Genomic DNA, 13,943 nt, shown 5'->3' on the forward strand with positions numbered 1-13,943 from the left:
CGCCGTAGCATCCCGACATTGATTTAGCCGAGGTGCCCATGCTGATTCCCTACGACGCGCTCGAAGTCGACACCCTCACCCGCCTGATCGAGGATTTCGTCACCCGCGACGGTACCGACAACGGTGACGACACGCCGCTGGAAACCCGCGTACTGCGGGTTCGCCAGGCGCTGACCAAAGGCCAGGCGCTCATCGTTTTCGATCCGGAAAGCGAGCAATGCCAGTTGATGCTCAAGCACGACGTGCCCAAGCACCTGTTCGACTGAAAACGGTCAGCGGCCCTTGCCGCTGGCCTGTTTGCGCTGAATCCGTTCGTAGACCTCGGCGCGATGCACGCCGACCTGCTCCGGCGCTTCGACGCCGAACCGCACGCTGGAGCCGTTGACCGCCAGAACGCGCAGAGTGATGTTGTCGCCGATGGAAATCAGTTCACCGACAACACGGCTGAGTACAAGCATGGGAGGTGTCCTTCAAGGTTTGCGAGTCTTGAAGATGCGCGGGTTTCGACCGCCCTACAATGCACGCCGGGCAATTCAGTCATTCCCTACGCGTCAGGTCGCGCAAGCCTTCAGACGTTTCCTTCAGGGCTGCAAGATTCAGCTCGCGGAAAACCGTGGCCCGAACAGGATCACACTGGCCCCGATCACACACAGCGCCACACCGATCCAGTCCGAACCCAACGGGCGGACGCGCTCGACCACCGCCAGCCAGCCAATCGAAGCAATGATGTAGATGCCACCGTAAGCGGCGTAGGCGCGACCGGCGTAGGTCGCTTCGATGCGCGTCAACAGCAGCGCAAAGAGAGTCAGGCTGATCAGCGCCGGGATCACCCAGAGGGCGCTCTTGCCCTGGCGCAACCACATCCAGAACGCGAAACAGCCGGCGATTTCGAACAGCGCGGCGAGGAAGAACCACAGGTAATTGAGCATGCAAGACATCTCGTCAGGGTGACTGTTGCGGCCACCCTAACGATGCGACGAACCCCGGGCAAGTTCAGCCGTTGTTCTGTTTGGCCTTGGCGCGCATCTTTTCGGCCATCGCGGTCATTTCGTTGTACAGCAACTGCGGGTTCTTCTGTTTGAGCGCCCAGGCCATGCGCCCTTGTTCGTGGGGCAGAATCATGAACTCGCCGGCTGCGACTTGCTTATAGATGTAATCGGCAATATCGCTGGCGGTGATCGGCGAACTTTCCAGCAACTTGCCGACCTGGGCTTTCATCGCCGGCGTCGGGCCACGGAAAGAATCCAGCAGATTGGTCTGGAAGAATGACGGGCAGACCACATGAACCCCGACTTCCTGTTGGGCCAGTTCGATCAACAGGCTCTCCGACAGCGCCACCACTCCAGCCTTGGCCACGTTGTAGTTGCTCATCGCCGGGCCCTGCATCAGCGCGGCCATCGAGGCGATGTTGATGATCTTGCCCTTGCTCTGTTCCAGCAGCGGCAGGAACGCTTTGCAGCCCTTGACCACGCCCATCAGGTTGATCGCGATCTGCCAGTCCCAGTCTTCCAGCGACAACTCGCTGAAGAAACCGCCCGAGGCCACACCGGCGTTGTTGACGATGATGTCGATGCCGCCAAGTTTCACTTCGCAGGCCTGGGCAAACGCGGTGAGCTGGCTGTAATCACGCACGTCGCAGCGCTGGATGAAACCGTCGCCGCCGGCCTCGCGAACCAGTTTCAGGGTCTCTTGCAAACCGGGCTCGCTGACGTCGGACAAGGCCAGTTGCCAGCCTTCACGCGCCCAGCGCAGCGCGATTTCGCGACCCAGGCCTGAGCCCGCGCCAGTGATCATCATGCGATTTTGCATAGCAGACAGCCTTGTTGTTCCGGGGAAGATGCGCGGAGTGTAGCGAAGGATCCGCAGCGACCCACGCTCCATCAGATTGCTGAATGGCGAGGGCAAACCGCGACAACAAACGAAATAAGCACGCGAGCCAAATACCTTAAAAAAACATTGAATTTTCTTTCATGCGCACCAGTCGGAATTTGTAAGCCGTCTGGATTTAGTTCAACTTCCAGCCGCCCTTGAACACCAAGACTTCACAGACACTATCAACAAGGAAATAGACATGGGCACAATTCTAATCATTATCCTGATCCTGTTGCTGATCGGTGGTCTGCCGGTCTTCCCGCACTCCAGAAGTTGGGGTTATGGCCCTTCGGGCATTATCGGTGTGGTGCTGGTAGTACTGTTGGTGCTGTTGTTACTCGGTCGGATATGACTGTTTGACCGACAAAAAAAAGAGGCCCTTCAAGGGCCTCTTTTTTATTGCGCCGAATGATCAGTCCGGCTTGCCGTTAATCACACCGGCGGTGTTGTCGATCAGGCTCTTGGTGGCCGTTTGCAGGAACGCTTCGAGCTTGAGTTTCAGCTCGGCAGTGCGCGGTGCATCCGGTACCACTTCGGCGTGCGGGTTCGCGCCCAGTTCGTACTGATAGATCTTCGGTGCCATTTCCTTCTCTTTCGGCAGCACCAGGATCTGGTCGGCGGTGACGATGGCGGTGGTCTGCTCGCTGCCCGACGGCTTGATCACACCGAAACCGGTGTCACCCTGCGGCAGGTTCAGCAGATCGCGGCCCCAGCACTGATGGCGCACTTCGCCGCCGAGGCGACCCATGATGGTCGGCACGATGTCGATCTGCGTACCCACGGTGTGGTCACGAGTACCGAATTTTTCCTGGATGCCCGGTGCGATCATCAGCATCGGCACGTTGAAACGGCCCAGGTCCATTTCGGTGATCTGACGCTCGTTGCCGAAGCCGTGGTCGCCGACGATGACGAACAGGGTTTCCTTGAAGTACGGCTCCTTGCGGGCCTTCTCGAAGAACTGACCCAGCGCCCAGTCCGAATAACGCATGGCGGTCAGGTGCTCGTTGAGCGGGCCACGGTCAGTCACGCGCTCGACCGGCAACGGTGTCGGCAAGGCGTACGGCGTGTGGTTGGACAGGGTCTGCAGCAGCGCGTAGAACGGCTTGCCGTTTTCGCGCGCCTTGAGCTCCACCAGACCACGGTCGAACATGTCCTGGTCGGACACGCCCCAGGTCGGATCGGAGAACACCGGGTTCACGAAGTCGTTGCGGCCGACGAAGTTGGTCATGCCCTGATTGCTGAAGAAACCGGACTGGTTGTCCCAGGCAAAGTCGCCGTTGTAGACGTACACGTCGTCATAGTCACGAGCGCTGAGCAACTGCGGCAGGCCGGACAGTTTGTGGCTGCCTTCCGGGGTCTGCATCAGGTATTCGAAACCCGGCAGGTTCGGGAAGCAGGCCATGGTGGCGAACATGCCCTGGTGGGTATGGGTGCCGTTGGAGAAGAAACGGTCGAACAGCAGGCCTTCCTTCGACAGCTTGTCGAGGTACGGCGTGATGTTGCCCGGCGCGCCCAGTGCGCCCACCGAGTGACCGGCCATGCTTTCCATCAGGATCACGACGACGTTCTTGATCGGCAGGATCTTGTCGGCAGGCGGCGTGTATTCACGACGCACGGCGGCGATATCGGCATCCACCAGTTTGTCGTCCGACGTCATCAGCATTTCGCGAACCACTTTCTGCGCCTGATCCTGCGGCAGCGTGGCTTTCCAGATGTTGTCGCGATCCTCGCCCATCCGGTCCTTGGCCGCCGCGATCAGCGACAGCGTGCCGTTGAGGCCGAGCTGGTTGGCGAAGTTCGAATCGGTGGTGTACACGTCACCCCAGCGCAGCGGCGGGCCTTGACGCAGGGTGCCGCGAGCGGCGACCACACAAATCAGCAGGCACACCACGAACACCGCCAGACGCGCATACCATGGCGCCACTTGACGGGTGCCGACGTTGCCACCGCTGAACGGGCCACGCGGACGGGTCAGACGGTCGGCGCCCTTGAACGCCAGGGTCAGGATCAGCGTGCCCACGGCCCAGGCCAGCAGGTAGCGCACCACCGGGAAACCGTACCAGAGCATGCTCATCACGGTTTTCGGGTCTTCCTTCACGTACTGGAACACCAAGCCGTTGAGGCGCTGGTGGAACTCGCGATAGAAGTCCATCTCCATCAGGCCGAGGAACAGCGCGATGCTCGAAGCGACGGTCAGCCACAGACGGAAGAACCCGCGCGCCGCCATGGCCCGGGCACTGAACAGCGCCAGCACCAGCGGAATGCAGACATACACCACCAGGCGAATATCGAAGCGCAGGCCGTTGGCGAAGGCTTCGAGGAAGGTCGAGGCCGGGGTGTCGAGGATCATCTCGCGGTTGTAGACCAGCAGCGCGAGGCGCAGCACGGAAAACATCACCATCATGACCAGCGCGCACAGGAGCGTGTAGGCCAGATGCGATTTGACGGTCGGTTGCAGCAGGCGACTGGAAGATCGCTGCTGACTCAGGGCGTCCGGGTTTGCCATGTCGTTTTAGGACCCATTGGAAGTTGAAGTTGCAAAAATTCAGCTGCGCCCTGCCCTCTGTTGGCCATTCCAGGCCCCGGGGCTTGCGCGGAGCGCAAATGTTGCACGATCACCGGCGGCATTGCCATTGATTAGTGCCCGTTGCCGGACGCTTTCATTCAAGGCACGGCGCACCGGGACAGGTGCAGACAGCGCGGGCGAATTGTCTTGGAGACTTTGTGAAAATTTCGTCCAACGCATATCTGGAAACACAATAAACCTGGATAACAAAACGCCCCGAGTTCTTCGGGGCGTTTACAGATGAACGCGACCGTTACTTCTCGGCGCGTTCTTTCAAGGCTTTCAGGGTGTTGAACGGTGCATCGACCACAAACTTGTTGGCGATCATCGACGGCACGCTGCCGCCCGGCTCGGTGTGAACCTGATAGGTCACTTCAACCTGGTCGCCTTTTGGTACGAACTTCCAGAAGCCTTTGACTTGAGCAACCCGCACAAAGCCCTTTTCTTCAGGCAGGTACTTCGGCACGCCTTCCAGATTACGGGTCAGGCTGCCATCGGCGCCTTCAACAGTGGTGACATGCAGGATCGAATCGCGCGGAGTCACCGGCCATGGCGTGTTGAACTGAGTGTAGGTCCAGCTCTGGTCGCCTTCGTGCTTGAGCAGTTTCTGGGTCTTGCACTCGTGAATCCACGCGCACGCACCGGAGACGTCTTCCTGCAAGGCGCGCAGTTTGGCGATGGTGGTCTTCATCACGGTCACGCCCTGATAAGACTTGTAGTCCGAACCCGGCACTTCGCTCAGGGAGACCTTGATGCCGTCCTCGTTCTTGGCGACTTTCCAGTCTTCAGCCTGGGCGGCCGAGGTGGCCAGCACGGCCGTCAAACCACACAACACAGCGATACGATGCAGCGAACCCATAGTCTTATTCCTTATTGTTGAAGTTCCGTTCGTTTGACACATCACGCCGCCGTCATCTGCTCCCACCAGCCGAGCAGTCTGATCGCGTCTTCCTGGCTGCTGCCGCAGACTTCGGGATCGGCCTTGAATCCTGAGCAGACCGCCGGACGTTCCGGTCGGCCGAAAATGTTGCACAGGTTATCGACCGACAACTGAACGCAGCGTTCACCGGCAGGTTTGCCATCGGGCATGCCTGGAATCGGCGAACTGATGGAAGGGGCAATGCAGCAGGCGCCACAGCCTTCACGGCATTTCATGACGACGCATTCCTCGCAGCGGGCAATGTGTTAAAGGGACGCGGAACAGGGTAACCGCTTAAACGGCTGTTTTAAATTGCCTGAACCGGGGTTTTTACGCAGAAACGAAAGTGACTGACCAGTCTCCGACAAAGCGTCTGGTCTGCGGGTCACCGACGGGGACGATTTATTGCTTGAACTCGAAATCCAGCGCCGCGCCTTCGACTTCCCGGCGCTCTTCGTTACGCAGCTGCAACTGCATTTCGTTGCTGAGCAAACGGCCGTTGAGCTGGAACCCGCTGTTCTTGTCGCCGAACATCTGCGGCAGGATCGGTTCGCGCTTGGGCAGCGTCACGGAGCCAGGAGGCTTCAACTCCTGAACCATGTCTTTGGGAAGACTCAAATCGAGCTTCGCGGACGGCAATGGCGTCTTGGCCACTTCTTTCGCCGACTTCGACTTGGAAGCGACCGGAGCGCGCTTCTTGGCGGGAGCAGCCTTTTTCTGCGGTGCTTTTTTCGCTGGAACGGTTTTCTTGGCCGTGACCGGTTTTTTCGCGGCGGCAGCGGCCGGCGTCTTTTCCTGAGCCGCGGCCGCCATGGCGCCAGGCACATGGCCCATCATCAACAGGCAGAGCACAACCCAGACGGCAGAAAATTTCGCTTTCATGAACCCAACGAAGCTAACGGCAGAGGGCCATATGCTCGCCTGTTGGACGCCACATGACAAGCTCCGCCATTGTTTCAAAATCCGCCGGCCATCTCCTGGCAGAGCTGTGTCGCCAGCATTCCGAGGGTCATCAGCGCCCGTTCCGCCTCGCGATTCCACGGGATGCCACAGTTCAACCGGATGCAGTGGTTGAACTGTTCCGTGTTGCTGAAGATCAGGCCCGGCGCAATGCTGATGCCCTGTTGCAGCGCCCGCACGTGCAATTCCTGGGTATTGACCCGCCCTGGCAGACTGACCCACAGAATGAATCCGCCGGTGGGCCGGGTCATCTGCGTGCCTTCGGGAAAGTACTGCTGGACTGCCAGTTGAAACGCGCTGAGATTTTTTCGGTATTCCTGGCGGATGTACCTTAAATGCCGGTCATAGCCGCCGTTTTCCAGGTACGCCGCGATGGCCATTTGCGTAACGCTGCACGCCGAATGGGTGCTGAAAGTCTGCAAGCGCTGGATTTCCTGCTGGTACTTGCCGGCGATCATCCAGCCGATGCGTACACCGGGCGATAACGTCTTGGAAAAACTCGAGCAGTAGATCACCCGGTCGAGCCGGTCGTAGGCCTTGAGAGACTTGGTGCGGCCCTGCTCGAACATCAACTCGCCATAGATGTCGTCTTCGACGATCTGGATGTCGAAGTCCGAGGCCAGGCGCAGCAGTTGTTTCTGCCGCTCTTCGGGCATGGTGCCGCCGAGTGGATTGCTCAGGCGAGTGGTCAGCACCAGCGCCTTGATCGACCATTGATTGGCCGCCAGTTGCAGGGCTTCGAGGCTCATGCCGGTGGCGGGGTCGCTGGGGATCTCGATGACTTTCAGGCCCAGCAGATCGGCCAGTTGCAGCAACCCGTAATAGGTGGGGGATTCGGCGGCGATCAGGTCGCCGGGGCGGGTCAGCACTCGCAACGACATCTGCAATGCGTCGACACAGCCGTGGGTGATCACCACTTCCGACGGGTCAACCACCACACCTGCATCACGCATGCGAATCGCCACCTGCCGGCGCAGCGGCTCGAAACCCGGGCTGAACATGTAGCTGAACGCCCGAGGGCTGTGAAAGCGGGTGACCTTGGCCAGTTGCTGATGCAGGGCGCGTACCGGCAAGTAATCGACACTCGGCACCGCCGCCCCCAGCGGGAACACGCCTTCACGACGGGACTCGACCAATACTTGTTGAATGATACTGCTGCGGGTGACCAGGCCTGGCCGCTCGACCCGGGCAATGTCCGGCGTGGGCGCCGTCAGTGCGGGAGTCTGGTGGACATAGTAACCGGACTGCGGCCGCGCGCGGATCAGGCCCTGATCCTCGAGGTTCGCGTAAGCCTGCAACACGGTGGCATGGCTGACGTTGAGCTGCGAACTCATCTTGCGCACCGAAGGCACGCGCTCGCCCGGTTGATAGACGCCACGGCGGATATCTTCGGCCAGCTGTTGAGCAATACGTTGGTAGAGCAAGAGATTGGTCATGACGCAGCACTCGATTTCACGGGCGTTTTATTCTTGTGTGAAACAATACCGGAACAGTTTGGAAGTGTACTGGGACAGTTGCCATATTAGTCAACCATACAGTGCTGTGTCGGTTAAATCTGTACTGCTTTGTGAGGTAATCGACAGACGTAAAAAAGCCCGGTGCTGCCTGACAGCCCGGGCTTTCCAGTAACGCCACCCTCAGCGGGCGGCGCCGAGCTGGCCTTTTTCGTCGGAGAACACGATTTCCACTCGACGGTTCTGCGCACGCCCACGCTCGGAAGCGTTGGCGTCCACCGGATATTCGTCGCCGTAGCCTTCGACCTGAATGCGTTTTTCGTCGATGCCCAGGTCCGTCAGCACGTCAGCCACCGACTGCGCGCGATCACGGGACAGCTTGAGGTTTTCCTGCTTGCCGCCGGTGCTGTCGGTGTAGCCCTCGATGCGCACGATGCGTTTCGGGTTGAGTTGCAGGAACTGCACGATCTTCAGCACCACGCGGTTGGCCGAGTTTTTCAGCTCGGCTTCACCGGTATCGAACAGCACGTCACCGAGGGTCATCACCAGACCACGATCGGTCTGGGTGGTGGCCAGCGCGACGATCTGCTCTTCCAGCCATTTGCCCTGCTGTTGCACGCTCAGCAGTTTGGACTCGCGCAAGGCCAGTTGCAGGCGCTGGCGCTCCAGCTCCAGCTTCGCCACACGCTCTTCGTTGAGCACCTGATTGGTGTGCTCACGGGCGATTTCGCTGTAGCGCTGGCTCAGGTAGGCGTAATGCACCACGTCCGAGCCACTGCCCCAGTACGTCGACAGACGATCGGCACGGGCCAGGGACTCACCGGCGCGGATCACGTCTTTCGGCGCGATACGCAGCACGTTGGAATCTTCCTTGACCTTCTGGAAGTCGGTGCTGGCCTGCTGCAATGCGGATTCGCTGTGCTGACCGGCGCAGCCGTAAAGACTGGCGCAACCGGCGAGGATCAGAGTGCCGAGGGCTTTGGACTTCAGGCTCATTGGGCATCCCCCAGTTGCTTGCGCAGTCGGACGATGCGGGTGTTGAGCACGTTCACTTGCTCTTCGCTCTTCTGGGTCAACACTTTGGCTTCCGCCAGACGTGCGTCGAGTTCGGCCTGTTCGAATCGCATCCGCGCATTCTTGTAGGACTCACCCGCCATGCTGCCTTTGGCCCGGTTGAACTTGTCTTCTGCCAGTTTCATTTCCGGCACGTCTTCGGCGGTGGCGCCCACGGCTTTGGCTTGCTCAAGGGCCTGCTCGGTCAGGCGCATTTGTTCGTTGGGTGCCGGATCGCTGGCGCAACCGGCCAGGGCCAGAACGGCCATGGCCGCGAAAAGAAGTCGATTACTCACTAAGAATCCCTACTGTTTTGGGGCGCTGACAGGTGGTTGCGGCGGCTGTTGCTGCTGCGCCTTCCATCGCTCGATGTTGCGTTGCAGCGCGGCTTCCGTCAGGCCGGACGCGGGCAATTCTGTCATCTTTTTGGCCAACTGTCCGCGCAACCACGGATCGTTGCAGGCCGAGTTGTGCGAAACCGCGAGGAACAGACCGGGCCGGTCGATGGGTTGTTCAAAAGCCAGCAGATCATTGGCCATGCCCAGTGCCTGCGCGGCCGCCATGCCTGAGTAGCGACCGGCGAGTACATATTCCACCTCGCCCAGCAGAAGTTTCTGAAACGCCTGGGTCAGGTTTGCCGTACGGGTCAGGGTCAATTGCTGCTCGGCGAAAGTGCCGAATGCCGGGGTCATTCGAGACTTTTCCGACAAGCCTCCTTGATGGCCCTGGAGATCCTTCGCTTCGCTGTAGACCAGAGTCGACCCCTTGCGGGTCCAAACTAGATAGTCGTTTTCCAGCAACGGCGGGTGTATATAGTCGAGGTTTTCTAGCTCGTTGAAGGTCAGCGGCGCGTCAGCCAGCATGTCCATGCGCCCGCTGCGCACTTCGTCGAGGGCCTGGGAACGCTTGCCGGCGTACAGCAGATCGACTTTGATCCCCAGCTCTTTCGCCACCTGTTGCAACAGGTCGGCGCTGGCACCGATCAGTTGTTTGGGGTTCTGCGGATCCTGCCAGAGATACGGCGGTGCATCCGGGCTGCCGGTGACGACCAGCCGCTCGCATTTGCCCGCCGCCACCGACAGGCCCGGCAACAATGCCAGCCCCAGCAACCACGAGCAGCCCAACCGACGATGCAGATCCATGGCGAAACGCTCCCACTCAAATCCGAGACAAAAAAAAGCCCGACCAAAAGGTCGGGCTCTTTATAAGTGAAGCGGCCGAATTAGACCAGCTTCTCCAGCTCAGGTACGGCTTCGAACAGATCCGCCACCAGGCCGTAATCGGCCACCTGGAAGATCGGCGCTTCTTCGTCCTTGTTGATCGCAACGATCACTTTGGAGTCTTTCATGCCGGCCAGGTGCTGGATCGCGCCGGAAATACCGACGGCGATGTACAGCTGTGGCGCAACGATCTTGCCGGTCTGACCGACCTGCATGTCGTTCGGTACGAAACCTGCGTCGACCGCGGCGCGGGATGCACCCACAGCAGCACCCAGCTTGTCGGCCAGAGCGTACAGGTGTTTGAAGTTGTCGCCGTTCTGCATGCCGCGGCCGCCGGAAACGACGATCTTGGCAGCGGTCAGCTCAGGACGATCGGACTTGGCCAGTTCTTCGCTGACGAAGCTGGAAGTGCCGGCGTTGTGAGCAGCGGCAACGGATTCAACGGCAGCCGAACCACCTTCAGCGGCAACCGGGTCGAAACCGGTGGCACGCACGGTGATCACTTTGATCGCAGCGGTCGATTGCACGGTAGCGATGGCGTTACCGGCGTAGATCGGACGCTTGAAGGTATCAGCGCTTTCTACCGAGATGATCTCGGAGATCTGGTCAACGTCCAGCTGGGCAGCAACGCGCGGCAGGATGTTTTTGCCGTTGGAAGTGGCGGCAGCCAGGATGTGGCTGTAGCCAGCGCCCAGCTCTGCTACCAGAGGAGCAACGTTTTCCGGCAGCTGATGCGCGTAGGCAGCATTGTCAGCGTTCAGGACTTTGCTCACGCCAGCGATTTTCGCGGCGGCTTCAGCCACGGCGCCAGCGCCCTGGCCTGCAACCAGAACGTGGATGTCGCCGCCGATTTTGGCAGCGGCAGCCACGGTGTTCAGGGTGGCCGGAGCCAGCACCTTGTTGTCGTGTTCGGCGATTACCAAGATAGTCATGATCAGATTACCTTCGCTTCGTTTTTCAGTTTCTCGACCAGTTCAGCCACCGACTTGACCTTGATGCCCGCGCTGCGTGCAGCCGGCGCTTCGACTTTCAGGGTCTTGTTGGTGGAGGCGGTGGAAACGCCCAAAGCGTCCGGAGTCAGCGTCTCGAGAGGCTTCTTCTTGGCTTTCATGATGTTTGGCAGGGACGCGTAGCGCGGCTCGTTCAAACGCAGGTCGGTGGTGACGATCGCTGGCAGTTTCAGGGAAACGGTCTGCGCGCCGCCGTCGATTTCGCGGGTCACGGCAACGCTGTCGCCGGAGACTTCGACTTTCGAGGCGAAAGTGCCCTGACCGTAGCCGCTCAGTGCAGCGAGCATCTGGCCGGTCTGGTTGTTGTCGCTGTCGATGGCCTGTTTGCCCAGGATCACCAGCTGAGGCTGTTCCTTGTCGACCACGGCCTTGAGCAGCTTGGCCACGGCCAGGGAAGTCAGGTCTTCAGCGGATTCGACGAGGATGGCGCGGTCGGCACCCAGAGCCAGTGCGGTACGCAGCTGTTCCTGAGCGGTGGACGGGCCGATGGAGACGACGACGATTTCAGTCGCAACGCCTTTTTCTTTCAGGCGTACGGCTTCTTCCACTGCGATTTCGCAGAACGGGTTCATCGACATCTTGACGTTGGCGAGGTCTACGCCGGAATTGTCCGCCTTGACGCGAACCTTGACGTTGTAATCCACAACGCGTTTGACAGCTACAAGAACCTTCATGGATTCCTCGTTACTCTCCGGTGAAAAGAAAGTCGCCTAGGCGAACCTGGCGGTTGATGCTCATCGGGCACAAGGGCACCTCTAAAAACGCCGGCTGAGCGGGATGACCGTTCGTCAGTCGTGACCGACGAGTCATGCCGCTTCGCGGTGTGTAAACTGCGCGCCGAACCTGCGCTGCGCATCACCGGTTACCGCCTACGCCCTGTCTTTAGAGGTGCTCTTGAAACCACCATTCAGCCTACGGCGAGCGCAAAACCGCCCGTATCTTGACCGGAACGCCCATTCTGGTCAATACGCCAAAATGCCCTGTCATAAGCCGCGCTTCTTTGATTTCTCTGGGCTGGAGCCGATTCAAACAAACGTTTGTATTGGACGCTAGGAGTGGTGTAGATATAATGCGCCGCCTAGAGAGAAAGGTGGTTTGCCCATTATTAGCCTTGACGTTAACGTAAAGGCAATAACGGATACGACACCGAACCTCCAAATTAGAAAAAAAACTGTTGAGCCTTGAGTAGGAGATAGCCTGTGGAACGCGAATACATGGAATTCGACGTGGTCATCGTCGGTGCCGGCCCCGCTGGCCTGTCCGCCGCCTGCCGTCTGAAGCAGAAGGCCGCCGAAGCCGGTAAGGAAATCAGCGTCTGCGTGGTCGAAAAAGGCTCCGAAGTCGGCGCGCACATCCTGTCCGGTGCCGTATTCGAACCACGTGCCCTGAACGAACTGTTCCCGGACTGGAAAGAACTCGGCGCTCCGCTGAACACGCCAGTCACCCGCGATGACATTTTCGTGCTGAAAAACGCCGAAAGCGCGCAGAAAATTCCTGACTTCTTTGTGCCCAAGACCATGCACAACGAAGGCAACTACATTATCTCCCTCGGCAACCTGTGCCGCTGGCTCGCTCAGCAGGCTGAAAACCTGGGCGTGGAAATCTACCCGGGCTTCGCCGCTCAGGAAGCGCTGATCGATGAAAACGGCGTGGTGCGCGGGATCATCACCGGCGACCTCGGCGTCGACCGCGAAGGTCACCCGAAAGAAGGCCTGTACACCCCTGGCATGGAACTGCGTGGCAAATACACGCTGTTCGCCGAAGGCTGCCGTGGCCACATCGGCAAGCAACTGATCAAGCGCTACAACCTCGACAGCGACGCCGACGCCCAGCACTACGGCATCGGCCTGAAGGAAATCTGGGAAATCGACCCGTCCAAACACCAGCCAGGCCTGGTGGTGCACACCGCCGGTTGGCCGATGGACATCATGGGCACCGAGAACACCGGCGGTTCCTTCCTCTATCACCTGGAAAACAACCAGGTGGTGGTCGGTCTGATCGTCGATCTTTCCTACAGCAACACCTACCTGTCGCCGTTCGACGAATTCCAGCGCCTCAAGCATCACCCGGTACTCAAGCAGTACCTGGAAGGCGGCAAGCGCATCAGCTACGGCGCACGTGCAATCTGCAAAGGTGGCCTGAACTCGCTGCCGAAGATGGTGTTCAAGGGCGGCGCACTGATCGGTTGCGACCTCGGCACCCTGAACTTCGCCAAGATCAAGGGCAGCCACACCGCGATGAAGTCCGGCATGCTCGCCGCTGAATCCGTGGCTGATGCGCTGTTCGCTGAAAAGGACGGCACCGAAGAGCTGACCACTTACGTTGACGCCTTCAAGAAGAGCTGGCTCTACGAAGAACTGTTCGCCAGCCGCAACTTCGGCCCGGCGATCCACAAGTTCGGCGCCATCGTCGGCGGCGGTTTCAACTGGCTGGATCAGAACATCTTCGGCGGCAAACTGCCGTTCACCCTGCACGACACCAAGCCTGACTACGCCTGCCTCAAGCTCGCGGCCGACTGCAAGAAGATCGACTACCCGAAACCCGACGGCAAGATCAGCTTCGACAAGCTGAGCTCGGTGTTCATCTCCGGTACCAACCATGAAGAAGAACAGCCGTGCCACCTGAAACTGACCGACCCGACTATCCCGCTGAGCAAGAACCTGCCGCTGTACGACGAGCCGGCACAGCGCTACTGCCCGGCCGGTGTGTATGAAGTGATCACCAAGGAAGACGGCGAGAAGCGCTTCCAGATCAACGCCCAGAACTGCGTGCACTGCAAGACCTGTGACATCAAGGACCCTTCGCAGAACATCACCTGGGTGACGCCGGAAGGCGCCGGCGGCCCGACCTACCCGAACATGTAAGTCGAATTGCTGAACATCAAGGCTC

At 59.6% G+C, this 13,943-nt stretch carries 16 protein-coding genes; 3 read left to right on the forward strand and 13 right to left on the reverse strand.

Going from position 1 to position 13,943, the window contains the following annotated elements; all coding sequences use genetic code 11:
• The first annotated feature begins 38 nt into the window (after window positions 1–38).
• Window positions 39–266 (forward strand): YheU family protein, encoded by a 228-nt coding sequence (locus CAF90_RS15245; RefSeq protein WP_003192759.1) that lies wholly within the window; start codon window positions 39–41, stop codon window positions 264–266.
• Between the two features lie 6 nt (window positions 267–272).
• On the opposite strand, the gene csrA is transcribed toward CAF90_RS15245, so the two are convergent.
• From csrA to CAF90_RS15260, 3 genes are all read right to left on the reverse strand, one after another.
• Window positions 273–458: a carbon storage regulator CsrA gene (csrA, locus tag CAF90_RS15250; RefSeq protein WP_007950875.1), complete on the reverse strand. Its 186-nt coding sequence runs from the start codon at window positions 456–458 to the stop codon at window positions 273–275.
• A gap of 138 nt (window positions 459–596) precedes the next feature.
• A complete protein-coding gene (locus CAF90_RS15255; RefSeq protein ID WP_085607272.1) occupies window positions 597–929 on the reverse strand; it encodes a YnfA family protein in 333 nt (110 codons plus the stop codon).
• A gap of 64 nt (window positions 930–993) precedes the next feature.
• A complete protein-coding gene (locus tag CAF90_RS15260) occupies window positions 994–1,809 on the reverse strand; it encodes an SDR family oxidoreductase (protein ID WP_007950873.1) in 816 nt (271 codons plus the stop codon).
• Window positions 1,810–2,065: 256 nt separating this feature from the next.
• Here CAF90_RS15260 and CAF90_RS15265 point away from each other — a divergent pair, with 256 nt between their 5' ends.
• Complete coding sequence (locus CAF90_RS15265) at window positions 2,066–2,224, forward strand: DUF3309 family protein (RefSeq protein ID WP_169432680.1); 159 nt, start codon at window positions 2,066–2,068, stop codon at window positions 2,222–2,224.
• A gap of 60 nt (window positions 2,225–2,284) precedes the next feature.
• Here CAF90_RS15265 and CAF90_RS15270 read toward each other — a convergent pair whose 3' ends face one another.
• The 10 genes from CAF90_RS15270 to CAF90_RS15315 all read right to left on the reverse strand — a co-directional run bounded on the left by CAF90_RS15270 (window position 2,285) and on the right by CAF90_RS15315 (window position 11,728).
• A complete protein-coding gene (locus CAF90_RS15270; RefSeq protein WP_085607274.1) occupies window positions 2,285–4,378 on the reverse strand; it encodes an LTA synthase family protein in 2,094 nt (697 codons plus the stop codon).
• Between the two features lie 313 nt (window positions 4,379–4,691).
• Entirely contained in the window at window positions 4,692–5,297 is a 606-nt protein-coding gene (locus CAF90_RS15275) for an START domain-containing protein (protein ID WP_007950871.1), read from the reverse strand.
• A gap of 41 nt (window positions 5,298–5,338) precedes the next feature.
• Window positions 5,339–5,593, reverse strand: a complete 255-nt coding sequence (locus CAF90_RS15280) for a YkgJ family cysteine cluster protein (protein ID WP_007950870.1) — start codon at window positions 5,591–5,593, stop codon at window positions 5,339–5,341.
• A gap of 166 nt (window positions 5,594–5,759) precedes the next feature.
• Window positions 5,760–6,239 carry a translation initiation factor 2 gene (locus tag CAF90_RS15285; RefSeq protein WP_085607276.1) on the reverse strand — a complete coding sequence of 160 codons (480 nt, stop codon included), beginning with the start codon at window positions 6,237–6,239 and terminating at the stop codon, window positions 5,760–5,762.
• Window positions 6,240–6,313: 74 nt separating this feature from the next.
• Window positions 6,314–7,753, reverse strand: a complete 1,440-nt coding sequence (locus CAF90_RS15290; RefSeq protein WP_007950868.1) for a PLP-dependent aminotransferase family protein — start codon at window positions 7,751–7,753, stop codon at window positions 6,314–6,316.
• Between the two features lie 201 nt (window positions 7,754–7,954).
• Window positions 7,955–8,767, reverse strand: coding sequence for an OmpA family protein (locus CAF90_RS15295; RefSeq protein WP_007950867.1), 813 nt, complete (start codon window positions 8,765–8,767; stop codon window positions 7,955–7,957).
• Window positions 8,764–9,120: a DUF4398 domain-containing protein gene (locus tag CAF90_RS15300; protein ID WP_170929392.1), complete on the reverse strand. Its 357-nt coding sequence runs from the start codon at window positions 9,118–9,120 to the stop codon at window positions 8,764–8,766. The genes CAF90_RS15295 and CAF90_RS15300 overlap by 4 nt, the downstream gene beginning before the upstream one ends.
• A gap of 9 nt (window positions 9,121–9,129) precedes the next feature.
• Window positions 9,130–9,966, reverse strand: a complete 837-nt coding sequence (locus tag CAF90_RS15305; protein ID WP_085607278.1) for an ABC transporter substrate-binding protein — start codon at window positions 9,964–9,966, stop codon at window positions 9,130–9,132.
• 80 nt (window positions 9,967–10,046) lie between these two features.
• A complete protein-coding gene (locus tag CAF90_RS15310) occupies window positions 10,047–10,976 on the reverse strand; it encodes an electron transfer flavoprotein subunit alpha/FixB family protein (protein WP_007950863.1) in 930 nt (309 codons plus the stop codon).
• A gap of 2 nt (window positions 10,977–10,978) precedes the next feature.
• Complete coding sequence (locus CAF90_RS15315) at window positions 10,979–11,728, reverse strand: electron transfer flavoprotein subunit beta/FixA family protein (RefSeq protein ID WP_007950859.1); 750 nt, start codon at window positions 11,726–11,728, stop codon at window positions 10,979–10,981.
• A gap of 525 nt (window positions 11,729–12,253) precedes the next feature.
• Between CAF90_RS15315 and CAF90_RS15320 the strand changes: the two genes are divergently transcribed.
• On the forward strand, window positions 12,254–13,918 hold the full coding sequence (locus CAF90_RS15320) for an electron transfer flavoprotein-ubiquinone oxidoreductase (protein WP_085607280.1): 1,665 nt from the start codon (window positions 12,254–12,256) through the stop codon (window positions 13,916–13,918).
• Window positions 13,919–13,943: the final 25 nt, after the last annotated feature.

This window comes from Pseudomonas sp. B37(2017) (assembly GCF_002112885.1).
In the GTDB taxonomy this organism is placed as follows: domain Bacteria; phylum Pseudomonadota; class Gammaproteobacteria; order Pseudomonadales; family Pseudomonadaceae; genus Aquipseudomonas; species Aquipseudomonas paraglycinae.

What these genes read in the sequence shown, in the direction of transcription:
- CAF90_RS15245 (WP_003192759.1), top strand. Translation starts at nt 39, where the DNA reads ATGCTGATTCCCTACGACGCGCTCGAAGTCGACACCCTCACCCGCCTG.
- csrA (WP_007950875.1), bottom strand. Translation starts at nt 458, where the DNA reads ATGCTTGTACTCAGCCGTGTTGTCGGTGAACTGATTTCCATCGGCGAC.
- CAF90_RS15255 (WP_085607272.1), bottom strand. Translation starts at nt 929, where the DNA reads ATGCTCAATTACCTGTGGTTCTTCCTCGCCGCGCTGTTCGAAATCGCC.
- CAF90_RS15260 (WP_007950873.1), bottom strand. Translation starts at nt 1,809, where the DNA reads ATGCAAAATCGCATGATGATCACTGGCGCGGGCTCAGGCCTGGGTCGC.
- CAF90_RS15270 (WP_085607274.1), bottom strand. Translation starts at nt 4,378, where the DNA reads ATGGCAAACCCGGACGCCCTGAGTCAGCAGCGATCTTCCAGTCGCCTG.
- CAF90_RS15275 (WP_007950871.1), bottom strand. Translation starts at nt 5,297, where the DNA reads ATGGGTTCGCTGCATCGTATCGCTGTGTTGTGTGGTTTGACGGCCGTG.
- CAF90_RS15280 (WP_007950870.1), bottom strand. Translation starts at nt 5,593, where the DNA reads ATGAAATGCCGTGAAGGCTGTGGCGCCTGCTGCATTGCCCCTTCCATC.
- CAF90_RS15285 (WP_085607276.1), bottom strand. Translation starts at nt 6,239, where the DNA reads ATGAAAGCGAAATTTTCTGCCGTCTGGGTTGTGCTCTGCCTGTTGATG.
- CAF90_RS15290 (WP_007950868.1), bottom strand. Translation starts at nt 7,753, where the DNA reads ATGACCAATCTCTTGCTCTACCAACGTATTGCTCAACAGCTGGCCGAA.
- CAF90_RS15295 (WP_007950867.1), bottom strand. Translation starts at nt 8,767, where the DNA reads ATGAGCCTGAAGTCCAAAGCCCTCGGCACTCTGATCCTCGCCGGTTGC.
- CAF90_RS15305 (WP_085607278.1), bottom strand. Translation starts at nt 9,966, where the DNA reads ATGGATCTGCATCGTCGGTTGGGCTGCTCGTGGTTGCTGGGGCTGGCA.
- CAF90_RS15310 (WP_007950863.1), bottom strand. Translation starts at nt 10,976, where the DNA reads ATGACTATCTTGGTAATCGCCGAACACGACAACAAGGTGCTGGCTCCG.
- CAF90_RS15315 (WP_007950859.1), bottom strand. Translation starts at nt 11,728, where the DNA reads ATGAAGGTTCTTGTAGCTGTCAAACGCGTTGTGGATTACAACGTCAAG.